This is a genomic window from Candidatus Zixiibacteriota bacterium (genome assembly GCA_016933955.1).
GTDB lineage: Bacteria > Zixibacteria > MSB-5A5 > GN15 > PGXB01 > JAFGTT01.
In genome coordinates this window covers 14,576-27,641 of the sequence record JAFGTT010000004.1, presented here as the reverse complement: position 1 = coordinate 27,641, position 13,066 = coordinate 14,576, and the positions used below count along the sequence as shown (strand labels likewise).

The following is a 13,066-nucleotide window of genomic DNA, read 5'->3' as shown; positions in this document are numbered from 1 at the left end:
TTTAAGCGGCAGTAAGTATATATGTATCAACGAATAATTCTTATAAAATATATATCCTTTTTGGCCCTTAGGCAAGTAAAAAATCGATAGAATCACCGGGCTTATGAAATAGATTGCAGGGTAATCTGCGGCCGGATTCTGTCCCCTGGTAAAATGGACCAGTTCCCGAGAAAAAATAAACCGGATTTTTCATTATTTGTTAAGATCAGCTCAGTTTGAATTTATTCCATTTTCGGAAAGACCTGACCCTGTGGTCTGGAAATCTTTTCCGTATTCCGAATGATACAATCTTTTAGTAATCCGATCAGGCTAAAATATTATGGCTCTACCACAATGATTCACAACAGGATAGGGTTATTCCACCGCTGGCAAAAAATGAGCGGCACAGGCCTTGCTTATAGGAACCCCGGAGAAAACCATGATTAAAGGATTGTACCGTTCGGCCTCGGGCATGTTGCCCCAGATTAAGAGACAGGAAGTGGTAGCCAATAACCTGGCCAATGCTTCGGCTCCCGGATTTAAGAAAGATATGGTCTTTACTAAAGAATTATCACGGGCTGAAGCCCGGAAGGTTCCCCGTCAGTCAGATTGGGAAACCCCCATGATCGACCAGGTTTACACCAAATACGAGCAGGGTAATTTCGATCAGACCGGCAATCCGCTGGATCTGGCTATTGAGGGTGACGGTTTCTTCATGTTCGATTCCGGCGACGGCAATAGTGTTTTATCCCGGGCCGGAGCCTTGACCGTGAGTTCCGATGGTTTCATAGTCAATCCCGATGGTCAACAATTGCTTGGCGACGGCGGACCGATTGCAGTCGGCGGCGGCAATGTTTCCGTTAACGAGTCCGGGCAGGTCGAGGTTGATAATACGGTGGCGGCCAATATCCGGGTGGTCAATATCGAAGACCCGACTATCCTTGTTAAAGTTGGTAAGACATCGTTCATGGTTCCGGATGGTATCGAACCGGCCCCGGCGGTGAATATCATCATTCGCCAGGGATATCTGGAGTCATCCAATGTCAATGTCGTCGAAGAGATGATTGGCATGATTACGTCGTACCGTAATTTCGAGGCTGATGCCAAGGCGGTTCAGGCTCAGGATGATTCCCTGGAAAAGTTATTCAATAATGTCGGACGGGTATGATAAACAGGAAGGATGGAGTATAAAGCATGCTTAAAGCAATGAGGACGGCGGTCACCGGGATGAGCGCCCAGCAGATGAATGTTGACAACATCGCCAATAACCTGGCCAACGTCAACACTACCGGTTTCAAACGAAGCCGGGTCGAATTTCAGGATATCCTGTATCAGAATTATCGAGAGGCCGGAACCGCTTCGGCTATCGGTTCGATGATACCGACCAATCTTGATGTCGGATACGGCACCAAACCGGTGGCGACAGTTCGTGAATTTTCGGTCGGAGATTTCCAGCAAACCGGAAATGCTCTCGATCTGGCCATCAGCGGCAATGGCTTTTTCCAGATTACCATGCCCGATGGAACCATTTCATACACTCGCGACGGGTCTTTCAAGCTGTCGGCCGATGGACAGGTGGTTAACTCCGATGGTTTTTTCCTTTATCCGGAAATATCTGTTCCGGAGGATGCCACCTCGGTTTCGGTGGGTATCAATGGTGAGGTTTCCGTTATGGTAGTCGGCACTGACGAACCACAGGTGATCGGGCAAATCGAACTGGCCCGGTTTATCAATCCGGCGGGTCTCTCGGCGGTGGGACATAATCTTTATAACCAGACGGTCGCCTCCGGCACACCGATTCTGGGCAGTCCTTCCCAGGACGGATTGGGAAAAATCGACCAGGGCTACCTGGAAATTTCCAATGTCGAGGTCGTCGATGAAATGGTCAACATGATTGTAGCCCAGCGCGCTTATGAGCTGAACTCCAAAGTAGTCCAGACCAGTGAGGATATGATGCAGGTTTCCAATAACCTGAGAAGGTAATGGTGATTGATGATTAACCGGAGCATATTCGCCCTGTTACTGCTTGGATGGATTGCTTTGCCATCAGGTATCCGGGCCGATGAGGCACTCGATCGGGCCATATCGGAAATGATAATCCAGTATTATGACCTCGATACGGCCCGGGTTGAAATTGAAATGCGCCGAAACCGTCTGGAAACAGCGACAGGTAAATATGACCGCTTGGAAATCGAACCTATGACCAAGTCCGATCCCAGAGGACTGATGCCCTTTATGGTTCAACTTTTTAACAACGGCAGTTTGGTTGAACGGCGGCAGGTCCGGGTGAAGATAGCCTGGTACCAAGAATCCCTGGTGGCGGCCGAACGAATTACGATGCACGATATAATTACGCCCGAGCAGTACTCTCTCCAACGAGTCGAAGTGACGTCGCTGACCGATCGCCCGTTAACCTCGGCCGGGGATCTTGATGGCAAACGAGCCAGAAAAAATATCCGCCGGGGACAGATCTTGACCGCGGGATTAATTGAAACCATTCCCGATATTCAAACCGGGGACGCTGTGGCGATTGAATATATCAACAATCTTCTGGAAATAACGGCCCGAGGGGTGGCTCTTGAAACCGGAAACATAGGAGATGTTATCCGGGTCAAAAACGCCGGGTCGAATAAAATAATTGCCTGCACCATCGTAGATGACGAAACCGTGCGGGTATCATCACATTGAGGTGCATGATATGAATTTGAAGAAAATCCTGTTTATCACCCTGCTTTTGCTTCTTTTGCCGTTCACTCTGAGAGTCCTGTCGGGTGATTTTGGACAGGGCACGTCTTTGTTTACGGATATTAAGGCGCATAAGGTGGGCGATATCCTGACCGTCCTGATTTATGAAGCCTCGAACGCTTCCAGTCAGGCCGAAACCAAGACCGAAAAAAGCGGTGAGTTTTCCACCTCAGGCGGACCAGGAATCGGGACTCTTGATTTTATCCCGCTTTTCGGGGCGGCCGGGAGTAATGAAAACTCATATAACGGCAAGGGCGAAAACCTGCGAAACCAGAGTCTCAGGGCCAAAATGTCGGTAACCGTGGTTGAGGTCAGAGAAAACGGTGATCTGGTCATCAAGGGAAGCCGGACGATCGGGATTTCCAAAGACAAGGAAACGCTGGCGTTGACCGGGGTGATCCGCCAGAAGGATGTCACGCCAGAAAACACGATCGACTCATATCTGATCGCCGATGCCGAGATCAATTATAACGGCAAGGGGGTGGCCGATTCGGCCAGCCGGCCCGGTATCGTCATGCGTTTTCTGAACTGGCTGTTTTAGGAGGGGCGATATGAAAAACATGATGCACTATCAGTTTTCCTTACCGGTCGTCTCTATTAGCGTTTTGTTACTGGTAATAAGCCTGTTCTGCCCGTCATCCGAAGCGGGAACCAGGATCAAGGATATAACCCGCTTTCATACTGAAAACCAGATTGATTTGATCGGTTATGGTCTGATTATCGGATTGGATGGAACCGGGGATAGCAAAGGCGCCAAATTTACGGTCCAGTCACTTTCCAACATGCTGGAAAGAATGGGCATGACGGTTGACCCCTCGCAGATGAAAATTAAAAACGTGGCGGCGGTAGTGGTAACAGCCCGGCTGTCCTCCAACCAGAGAATGGGTGACCGGCTGGATGTGACGGTTTCATCGATCGGCGATGCTTCCTCTCTGCAGGGTGGAAATCTCCTGCTGACGCAACTGGCCTCGCCTGATGGCGATGTTTATGCCGTGGCCCAGGGGCCGGTATCGATCGGGGGGTTCAATGTTCAGGTGGATGAGGGCAACAAAATCATCAACAATTATACCGTGGTCGGTCGAGTTCCGGACGGGGCCAAGGTGACTCGCGAAGCGGAGGGCCGAACCAATGACAAAGATATTCTCCTGACCCTGCGTAATCCCGATTATGCCACGGCTTCGAGAATAACCAGAAAAATAAATATCAAATACGGCACAACGGCCTATACGATTGATGCTGCCACCATCAGAATAGAAGTTCCCGATTCGCTTTCATACCCCAATGAAAGGGGGGAATTCATTGCGGATATCGGATCGATGGTGATTACGCCGGATGCGGCGGCCAGGGTAGTTATTAATGAACGAACCGGGACTATTGTCGCCGGGGAATTCGTCTCAATCGCCCCGGTGGCGATTGCCCACGGGAATATTACAGTTAATATCAAATCATTCCCCTCGGTATCGCAACCGGAACCCTTTTCCCAGGGCGAAACGGTAACAACCACAGAATATCAACTATCGGTCGAAAACGAGAAAGCGCGGGTGGTGAATTTCGAGGAAACCATGTCGCTGGCCGATGTGGCTAACGCCCTGAATATGATCGGGGCCGCCCCGAGGGATATCATTGCCATTTTCGAAGCCCTCAAACAAGCCGGAGCTCTCCGAGCCGAACTGGTAATCATATAGAAACCATGAGTATAGATAATACGACCAGCATTCTCCTGCAGGAAAACCGGGAACCGGTTGCCATCAGCGGCAAAAAAAGTCTCGAGTTCGAGAAAAAACGTCTGATGAAAGCCGCCAAAGAGATGGAATCGGTTTTTCTATACCAGGTCATGCAGGCCATGCGCAGTGCCATTCCCAAAGCTGATGAAGAAGACGGCTTGGGAATGGGCGGGGGATTGGGAAAAGATATCTATACTCAGATGTTTGATCAGGAATTAGCGCGGAATATGGCCGGTGTCAGTGACCGGAGTCTGGCCGGGGTTCTTTATCGTTCGCTTGAAGAAGTTCTCGAAAAGCAGGCTGGAACCGGGCCAGAAGATGAGACGGTCGAAAAATCACTTTTCCCGACACCGACTTATCTTCCAATAAAGAAGGAAACACCGGATGCGGCAAAATCTGTAAAATCCTCAGATGAAATAACATCAAATTCTCAAAACGACGATTACCGGGAACATGTTAAAACAGCGGCACAAAAATACAAAATCAGTGCTGAATTAATTGAGGCGATTATCAAAAGGGAGTCAGGGGGCAATCCGGGCGCGGTTTCAGAGGCCGGGGCCAAAGGATTGATGCAATTAACGGATACTACCGCGGCCGATATGGGAGTGGATGACGTATTCAATCCCGCCCAGAATATCGATGGCGGCAGCAAATATTTAAGAAAAATGATAGACCGATTCGGAAATCTCGAATTGGCATTGGGGGCCTATAATGCCGGTCCTGCGACAGTTGATAAATATGGTGGGGTGCCACCGTATCCAGAGACCCGGAATTATATCAAAACGGTTCTCGCAGAATTGTCGGCAAAACTTCCGGACAAATGATAAACCACCTGACTAAAGAGATTTTTCAAGATGCCGAAAGAAAATATTGAAAATAGTTCAAATTCTGAACTTATCAGAGAGCTGGTAGAAACACTGAAAAGGGAGGCATCGCTTTTCGAGTCATTTCTGGAATTGCTTGAACAGCAGCAGCAGGCCCTGATCGAAAACAATCTCAACGCCCTGAAGGAGACAACAGAACGGCAACGTGAAAGGGTAATTGAAAGCGGGATTCTGGCTCGAAAGCGAGAGCTATTGACCAGACAGCTTGCCGAGGAACAAAATATAACCGGGGATGTGACGGTATCGAGGCTTATGGAACTGGTGTTGCCGGGTCAGGCGACAACCCTGGAATTGTTGCGAGACACGATTATTGATCTTAATGGAAAAATAATGAAGATAAGATCGCAGAATGAACTGCTGATCAATCATTCCCGGGAGACCATAATGAAAACAATGGAACTGTTGGGGCGATTCAAATCGCCATCGGGAAATTATCAGGGAAAAGGGAAGATGGAGTCTTCGCAGACCACGCTGGCCCTTGATCGGAGGGCATAATGGCAGGGCTTTTTGAAGGATTGGAACTGGGCAAACGAGCCTTGGCGACGCACCAGTTATGGCTGAATACGATCGGCCACAATATCGCCAATGTCAATACCCCCGGCTATACCCGGCAGCGAGTAACCATAACCACCACAACCCCGTCCGATAATCCGGCCGGGCCAGTGGGAACCGGAGTTCAAGCCACCGAAATTCTCCAAGTAAGGGATCTCTTTTTAAATCAGCAATACCGCCAGCAAAACAGCTCCCTGGGGCAATGGACATCACTGGAAAAAACTCTGACACAGATTGAATCCCTGTTCAATGAGCCGGATGGCGATTCTTTGAGCGGCCTGATGGACGATTTCTGGAACAGTTGGTCGGATCTGGCCAATAATCCTGAGTCTTTGGCCGCTCGCACCTCGCTGAAAGAGCAGACCAATCTTCTGACCAGCAGTTTCCATCGATTGTATTCCCAGTTAAACGATTTGCGCGCATCGGTTGACAACGATGTTACCCTGGCTGTCGAAAATATCAACAGTATTTCAGCCGAGATAGCAGATCTTAATGTCCAGATATCCCGAACGGAACTGGGCGGGGATAATGCCAATGATCTTCGCGATAAAAGGGACCTGTTGATCGAAGGTCTGTCGGAATATGTCGATGTCAATGTCTCCGAACAGAAAAACGGCACCGCTACGGTTTATATCGGTTCCCTGGCGATTGTTGACGGTTCGTCATCCTACAAAATCGGGACATATAAAGCGGGGACCGAAAATGCGACTATCAGTAAAGTAACCTGGGCTGGAACCACCAAGGAGATCAAGATTCTGAATGGTGAGTTAAGCGGTCTGATCGAAACCCGAGACGAAATTATCCCGGAATACATGGCGGCGCTTGATGATATGGCGGCCTCTCTGGCCGCCAGTGTCAATGCTCTGCATCAGACCGGTTATGGTCTGGATGGATCCACCGGTATAAGTTTTTTCGACATGTCCGATGTTTCGGCCTCGGGTCTCAGTCTCAATTCAATCATTGAAAACGATGTTAACAATATTGCCGCTTCGCAATCGGGGGCGATCGGGGATAATTCCAATGCTCTGGCCATTGCGGATCTGAGGAATTCACGCTTTATGTCCCGTGGAACGGCGACCATTAGCGAATTTTACCAGGGATTAGTCGGCCAGATAGGCGTGGAAACCGGCAAGGCGACGACATTAAAGGAAAATTATTCACTTCTGACCTCCCAAATCGATAATTCCCGGCAGTCCGTCCAGGGTGTCTCATTGGATGAAGAAATGGCCCAGATGATAAAGTTCCAGCATGCGTACGATGCGGCGGCCAGGATAATTACGGTGATGGATGAAGCGCTGGATACGGTCATCCTTGGAATGGGTGTGGTCGGCAGATGAAAAAATAACCATTAACAGGCCACGGAGGGTTAATGCTGATACTGACAAGGAAGTTGGGTGAGTCGATTACTATCGGCGATGATATCAAGGTTACGGTACTTGGTGTCTTCGGCCGACAGGTTCGTATCGGCATCGAGGCACCATCAAAAGTGGTGGTCCATCGAGAAGAAATCTATGTGAAGATTCAAAAGGAGAATCGGAAGGCAGCCAAGACAGTCAAACAGGATCTCACCAGTGTCGTCAAACTGCTCAAGGATAAGATTACGGGTGATATCGGAAAGAAAAGGAAGTCACCGGATATTAAATACAAAAAATCCTCAAAGGGAAAAGACCAGAGCGATGATCGAGGTAATATAAAAAACATCGATTGAGCCTTTCGGACTAAATTGGGGCAGATGACAGGCTACCGTACGGAGACGGGGGAGTCTGCACCGGGGAGTAGAGAATTATGCGAGTCACCAATCAGATGATTTCCGACCAGGTGGTTTACAACCTCAGCCGGTCATTGTCTCAATATATGAAGCTGCAGTCCCGGATGTCTTCGGGACGAAGGCTTGAAAAACCATCTGATGATCCGGTGGGAACCCAGAAAGATTTACGGTATCGGAAAACTCTTACGGAAATCGCGCAGTACCAGCGCAATATCTCCAGTGGACTCAGTCTTCTGTCGGGTTATGACAACACTCTCGGAGATCTTAAGAACATTGTATCCTCGGCCAATGAAGTGGCTGTCTCACTGGCCAATGACACTTACGATGCTACTGCGCGGAATGCCGCCGCCAACGAAATAAAGGAACTAATTGACCAGATGCTGAGTCTGGCCAATAACCAGGTTGACGGGCGTTACGTTTTTTCAGGATACCGAACCGATGTCCAAACGATCCGAGCCAGCGCCTCCGGTTTTACTTATCAGGGGGATTTCGGCAATTTTCAGATTGAGATTGAACCGGGATCGAAGGTTGGTATCAATCTCATCGGCGCGGATTTTCTGTTGAATGAACTTTCCATTCTTGGGGAAGATGCCGATTTGGAGGTTGGCGTAGATGCGGCGACTCTCCTTGCCGATCTGCATCTCGGCGAGGGAGTTGATCTGACCACGGGAACCAATCCGGGCCAGATCTCCATCACAGATAATAATTCCGGTATAACCGTTCTGGCCGATATCAGTGCCGCGACTACTCTCGACGATGTCGTGACGGCCATTAATACGCAGCTGGCGGCGGGCGGCATCACCAATCTGGCTGTCGACTACGGGTTGGAAGGCAATAACCTGCGCTGGGTAACAGCGGATAATGGTCTTATCTCGGCCCAGACACCGCTTTCAAATTTGAATAGCGGCAACGGAATAGATATGTTGAATGGCGGCTTCATAGTACATAATGCCGATTATTCAACCAATGTCGAAGTCGATTTATCATCGGCCGCCAATATTGGCGATGTTATAAGCACTATCAATACCGCTCTGACGGCCGCCGGGGTAAACGCCACGGCCGCAATAAATGGCAGCGGCACAGGAATTGATATTACGGACAACACCGGGGGAACTCTGGGCCTGAGTATCAGTGAGGTCAATGGTTCGGCAACCACGGCGACCGATCTGGGTTTACTGGGCGATATCGATCCGGTTCTGAATGGTAAGGATCTCAACCCGGTTCTGGATTTTTCAGTTACCGAAGCCGGCAGCGGCCAGACAACCGCGGCCGACCTTGGGCTGGAGGGTGATTTCTCAATTAATTTTTCGGGATCGTCACTGCAACCGACGGTAAATTTGAATACGCCTCTATCCCTGATTAAAAACGGTCTGGGCTTGGATCTCGGGGTCATCAAGGTTTCTCAGGGAGACCGGGTCGTAAACCTCAATCTGGGCGATTCATCGCTGAGTACAATCGGCGATCTGATTGATGTGTTCAATAACAGCGGCCTTGATATCGAGGCTTCGATTAATGCCGATCAGACCGGCATCCAGGTACGTTCAACTTCAACAACGACATCTTTGAAAATTGAAGAAATAGACGATGGGCAGACGGCTCATAATCTCGGGATTTTCGGTTCACCGGATATCCTGGGCTCAATGACGATACTTGAAAACGCTCTACGCAATGACGACCGCGATGTTGTGGCTCAGATAATCGGCAATCTCGACAAGGGTATGCAGGAAATGTCGAATAATCGGGCTTCAATCGGGTCCAAGGTGATCAGGCTGGAGAATACCAATTCCCGGTTGACCGATCTGGATTTGAATTACACCAATCTGCTGAGTGAAGTTGAGGACGCCGATCTGACCGAACTGGTGACCGATCTGGCCATGCAGGAAAACAATTATCAGGCCGCCTTGATTGCTGCAGCCAAAATTATCCAGCCGACCCTTCTGGATTTCTTAAGTTAAAAAATTCTTTACAGAGGATGTATAGATGATGATATCGACCCTTCGCTTCGGAGACCTGGAAATACCTGGTGACAGGATTATTACCATGGCCAAACCGGTCCTTGGTTTTGAACAGCTGAAGAAATACTGCATAATCGAACGGGAGGACTGCCAGCCTTTTCTCTGGTTCCAATCGGTAGATAATCCGTCAGTGGCTTTTCTGATGGTGAACCCGCTGTTCTTTTTTGAAGATTACCGGATTGAAGTCAATCCCAAAGAAATAGAAGAATTGCGGGTGGATGACGTTCATACGGTCGAGACCTATGGCATTGTGACGATTCCCCCGGCCGACCCGGCCAATATGTCGATCAATCTTCAGGGGCCGATCCTGATTAATACCCGAACGCGGTTGGCCAAGCAGCTGGTTTTGGTGAATTCATCTTACAGCATCAAGCATTATCTGATGAAAGACCTGGAAGCTGTCATCGCCACTGGGCAATCGATAGAAACGATGGAACCGGCCGTGCCGGTATAATTGCCATGGCCGCAAAGAAAAGTAAAGTACCCTCGCGAAAAGCGCGATCCGGTAAGACTCCGTCAGCCGGGAAAAAGAATCCGGCCGGCAAGCGGACCGGGAAATCGTCAGTCACGGCCATACGCAATACTCTTAAGAAAGCGGCGGCGGTTTATTTCGAGAGAAACTTCGGCGAGGCCATAGCCTATCTTGATTCACTGGCGGAAATACTGGACAATGCCCCTGATACGGAACGCCTGGATTATTATCGCTTATTGACATTCTCGTATGCCAACAGCGGAAGAAGCGCTGATGCCGAAAAGGCCGCCTTAAAAGGTCTGGAATTGGATTCCGATGATCCGGATTTCCATTTTGGCCTGGCCTATGTCTTTACCGGTTTTAAGGATTATAAGAGAAGTCTCGAACATTCAATAAAATTTGTCAAACTGCTCGCACGCATGAAAAAAGGCAAGGACGGGATTCGTTATCTCAGCGAGGGACACGAGCATCTGATATTCAATTATCTGGGTTTGGCGTACAAGGCCAGTAATGAATTCGAAAAAGCCGAAGTAGCTTTCCGGAGGGTAATTGAACTCAATCCGGCCTATGAACACGCTTATTTGAACCTGGCCAATTTGTATCAACACCGTAATGATTATATGCAGGCCGAAAAAATCGTCGATTTGGGATTAAAGCAATCTTCCCAGGTGCAGGAATTGCGGTTGATTAAAAAATCGCTGGAAAATCGGGCTACCATATGCGCCTGCCTGATCGTCAAAAACGAGGAAGAACTGCTGCCCAATTGTCTTGATTCGATCAGGAGCTGGGTGGATGACCTGATTATTGTTGATACCGGCTCTACCGATCGGACGGTCGAAATCGCCCACCAGTATGGAGCCAAAGTTTTTTTCAAAGAGTGGGAAGGAAGTTTCTCCGCGGCCCGTAATTTCTCCATATCCAAAGCCACCTGCGACTGGATTCTCTATATTGATGCCGATGAGGAATTCGTGCAGGAAGATGTCGGCCGTCTGAGGCAAGCCATGGCGCTGGAAAACTGCCGGCTTATATCGGTTGATATCTACAATATCAAAAAAGAAACAGGTGAATGCACCTCGATATTATCATATCCCCGGATTTTTCGCAGTGATGCGGGATTCCAATTCGAAGGAATTGTCCATAATCAGTTGAAGTACGATGAATCGGAAGTCATTGTCCAGGCCGGAATCCGGTTGAAACACTATGGCTATAATCTTGCCCCGGATAAAATGAAACAGAAAATCGCCCGTTCAACCGCTCTGCTGGAAAAACAATTACAGGATTTTCCGGATGACCCGTTTGTCCATTTCAATTATGCCCAGATACTCCGAAGCAGTACCAACGAACCGGATGAAAGTTTATGCAATAAAATTCTGAAACATGCCCGGATAGCGGTAGATCTAAGTAATACTCACGAACATCATTCACCGGGTGTCCGTCTTCAGGCCTTGCACCAACAGGCCACAACCCTGTTGAGAATGGGGCAATTCGAAGAATCCAAAAATATCTGTCTTCGGGCTCTGGAATTGAAGCCGAATTACCTGGATGCGCTTTTCACTCTGGCCGAGGCCTATGCCAAGCTTTCCGACCTGGATCGGGCCGAGGAATATTTTCTTAAATATTTGCATGAACAGGAAGTCTATGATCCGGCCAAAGAGCAAATCAGTATGATCCAGCTTTACGCCATGGCCCGTCACAAGGTTTATTACTGGCTGGGTACGATTACCAATTTCCGGCAGGAGTTCAAATCCGCCGAGGAGTATTTCCTGAAATGTCTTGATGAATTGGAACCATATAGCGACACGTATTTGAAATTGGCCGCCATATATCTGGATCGGCGGGAACTTGAAAAGGCGAATGATTATATTGACCGGGAACTGAACCGTAATCCCGAATCCGATATGGCCAATCTCTATAAAGCACGTTATTTCGGTTTGAAAAATCTAAATGCAAAGGCCGAACACTATTTAAGTAAAGCCGTCGATTTAACCCGGGATAATCCTGAAATCCTTGAAAGAGCAGGAGTTTACTGGGCCGGTTCAAATAATTATGACCGGGCTATTCCCATTCTGGAACGTCTGCTCGACCTGAGACCGGGTTACGAACATGGCTGTTCATTGCTGGCCAGGGTTCATTATGACCGGGGAAATTTCGAAACAGCTTATGAATGGTATAAGAAATATACCCAAATGGCTCCCGATAATGCCGAGGCTATCAACGACATGGCCGGCTGTGCCTTTAAACTGGGCAGATTTGAAGAGGCCGAGGAGTTGTTTGGCCGATCTCTGGAATTAAATTCAAATATTGCCGCCACCTATCGCAATATCGGCCTGACCAAACTGTGCCTGGGCAAATTAAAGGAAGCCCGGACATATCTTGAAAATTATAACAAAATCGCCCCGGACGATCTGGATGTTGTTATGGCTCTTGGGATTATCGATTTTCAGGAAGGTGCTTTCGGGGCGGCAATCCCGCATTTTGAAAAATTCCTCGGGAGAAACCCTAAAAATATTGATTGCCTTTTCAACATCTCGGAGTGCTACCTCAATCTCGGCTATGCCGATTCCGCGGCAATAGGTTACCGGCAGATTCTCAAGATCCGTCCGGATTTTGAACCGGCCGCCCGCCGCCTGAATGAAATGGAAACCGCCAAAGCCCCGGCCTAAGTCATTGAAATTCAGGTCCGATTTAAAAATACCGCGGGAAGTGTTCTGTAAAGTTTCGCGGTTTTATGCCGATTTAATTATCAAAAATATGAATAGAAGAAAAACCACTTATAAAGTCAATTTTAAACTAAAGGGGAGGTGTATCGAGGAATAAGTTCCATCCAATTATTAGTCTAATAGGAAAGTTGACATCGGATGTAACCCTGCACAGGGGTAGTCAAGTATGTTGGGGAACGGAAACCCCGGCACTATTCAAGGAGGAAA

At 48.6% G+C, this 13,066-nt stretch carries 12 protein-coding genes; all 12 read left to right on the top strand.

Going from position 1 to position 13,066, the window contains the following annotated elements:
- Nucleotides 1-418: 418 nt before the first annotated feature.
- The 12 genes from JXQ28_00705 (at nucleotide 419) to JXQ28_00650 (ending at nucleotide 12,802) form a co-directional block, all read left to right on the top strand.
- On the top strand, nucleotides 419-1,147 hold the full coding sequence (locus tag JXQ28_00705; GenBank protein ID MBN2276242.1) for a flagellar hook-basal body protein: 729 nt from the start codon (nucleotides 419-421) through the stop codon (nucleotides 1,145-1,147).
- A gap of 26 nt (nucleotides 1,148-1,173) precedes the next feature.
- Nucleotides 1,174-1,962 carry a flagellar basal-body rod protein FlgG gene (gene flgG / locus JXQ28_00700; protein MBN2276241.1) on the top strand — a complete coding sequence of 263 codons (789 nt, stop codon included), beginning with the start codon at nucleotides 1,174-1,176 and terminating at the stop codon, nucleotides 1,960-1,962.
- A gap of 6 nt (nucleotides 1,963-1,968) precedes the next feature.
- The gene (flgA, locus tag JXQ28_00695; protein ID MBN2276240.1) at nucleotides 1,969-2,667 is read left to right on the top strand and encodes a flagellar basal body P-ring formation protein FlgA; all 699 of its coding nucleotides are present in this window, start codon (nucleotides 1,969-1,971) and stop codon (nucleotides 2,665-2,667) included.
- A 10-nt stretch (nucleotides 2,668-2,677) separates the two neighbouring features.
- Nucleotides 2,678-3,265 carry a flagellar basal body L-ring protein FlgH gene (locus tag JXQ28_00690; protein MBN2276239.1) on the top strand — a complete coding sequence of 196 codons (588 nt, stop codon included), beginning with the start codon at nucleotides 2,678-2,680 and terminating at the stop codon, nucleotides 3,263-3,265.
- Nucleotides 3,266-3,287: 22 nt separating this feature from the next.
- Complete coding sequence (locus tag JXQ28_00685; GenBank protein ID MBN2276238.1) at nucleotides 3,288-4,409, top strand: flagellar basal body P-ring protein FlgI; 1,122 nt, start codon at nucleotides 3,288-3,290, stop codon at nucleotides 4,407-4,409.
- Between the two features lie 239 nt (nucleotides 4,410-4,648).
- Nucleotides 4,649-5,272, top strand: a complete 624-nt coding sequence (locus JXQ28_00680) for a lytic transglycosylase domain-containing protein (protein MBN2276237.1) — start codon at nucleotides 4,649-4,651, stop codon at nucleotides 5,270-5,272.
- A 30-nt stretch (nucleotides 5,273-5,302) separates the two neighbouring features.
- Nucleotides 5,303-5,827 carry a flagellar protein FlgN gene (locus tag JXQ28_00675; GenBank protein MBN2276236.1) on the top strand — a complete coding sequence of 175 codons (525 nt, stop codon included), beginning with the start codon at nucleotides 5,303-5,305 and terminating at the stop codon, nucleotides 5,825-5,827.
- Nucleotides 5,827-7,221, top strand: a complete 1,395-nt coding sequence (gene flgK / locus JXQ28_00670; protein MBN2276235.1) for a flagellar hook-associated protein FlgK — start codon at nucleotides 5,827-5,829, stop codon at nucleotides 7,219-7,221. The genes JXQ28_00675 and flgK overlap by 1 nt, the downstream gene beginning before the upstream one ends.
- A gap of 32 nt (nucleotides 7,222-7,253) precedes the next feature.
- Nucleotides 7,254-7,592, top strand: coding sequence for a carbon storage regulator CsrA (csrA, locus tag JXQ28_00665; GenBank protein ID MBN2276234.1), 339 nt, complete (start codon nucleotides 7,254-7,256; stop codon nucleotides 7,590-7,592).
- 77 nt (nucleotides 7,593-7,669) lie between these two features.
- Nucleotides 7,670-9,607: a flagellar hook-associated protein FlgL gene (gene flgL, locus JXQ28_00660; GenBank protein MBN2276233.1), complete on the top strand. Its 1,938-nt coding sequence runs from the start codon at nucleotides 7,670-7,672 to the stop codon at nucleotides 9,605-9,607.
- A 25-nt stretch (nucleotides 9,608-9,632) separates the two neighbouring features.
- Nucleotides 9,633-10,121, top strand: coding sequence for a flagellar assembly protein FliW (locus JXQ28_00655; GenBank protein MBN2276232.1), 489 nt, complete (start codon nucleotides 9,633-9,635; stop codon nucleotides 10,119-10,121).
- A 5-nt stretch (nucleotides 10,122-10,126) separates the two neighbouring features.
- Nucleotides 10,127-12,802 carry a tetratricopeptide repeat protein gene (locus tag JXQ28_00650; protein ID MBN2276231.1) on the top strand — a complete coding sequence of 892 codons (2,676 nt, stop codon included), beginning with the start codon at nucleotides 10,127-10,129 and terminating at the stop codon, nucleotides 12,800-12,802.
- The last annotated feature ends 264 nt before the right edge of the window (nucleotides 12,803-13,066 follow it).

Excerpts from the sequence above, each read along its gene's own strand:
- JXQ28_00705 (MBN2276242.1), top strand. The coding sequence starts at position 419 with ATGATTAAAGGATTGTACCGTTCGGCCTCGGGCATGTTGCCCCAGATT.
- flgG (MBN2276241.1), top strand. The coding sequence starts at position 1,174 with ATGCTTAAAGCAATGAGGACGGCGGTCACCGGGATGAGCGCCCAGCAG.
- JXQ28_00690 (MBN2276239.1), top strand. The coding sequence starts at position 2,678 with ATGAATTTGAAGAAAATCCTGTTTATCACCCTGCTTTTGCTTCTTTTG.
- JXQ28_00685 (MBN2276238.1), top strand. The coding sequence starts at position 3,288 with ATGCACTATCAGTTTTCCTTACCGGTCGTCTCTATTAGCGTTTTGTTA.
- JXQ28_00680 (MBN2276237.1), top strand. The coding sequence starts at position 4,649 with ATGTTTGATCAGGAATTAGCGCGGAATATGGCCGGTGTCAGTGACCGG.
- JXQ28_00675 (MBN2276236.1), top strand. The coding sequence starts at position 5,303 with ATGCCGAAAGAAAATATTGAAAATAGTTCAAATTCTGAACTTATCAGA.
- flgK (MBN2276235.1), top strand. The coding sequence starts at position 5,827 with ATGGCAGGGCTTTTTGAAGGATTGGAACTGGGCAAACGAGCCTTGGCG.
- csrA (MBN2276234.1), top strand. The coding sequence starts at position 7,254 with ATGCTGATACTGACAAGGAAGTTGGGTGAGTCGATTACTATCGGCGAT.
- flgL (MBN2276233.1), top strand. The coding sequence starts at position 7,670 with ATGCGAGTCACCAATCAGATGATTTCCGACCAGGTGGTTTACAACCTC.
- JXQ28_00655 (MBN2276232.1), top strand. The coding sequence starts at position 9,633 with ATGATGATATCGACCCTTCGCTTCGGAGACCTGGAAATACCTGGTGAC.
- JXQ28_00650 (MBN2276231.1), top strand. The coding sequence starts at position 10,127 with ATGGCCGCAAAGAAAAGTAAAGTACCCTCGCGAAAAGCGCGATCCGGT.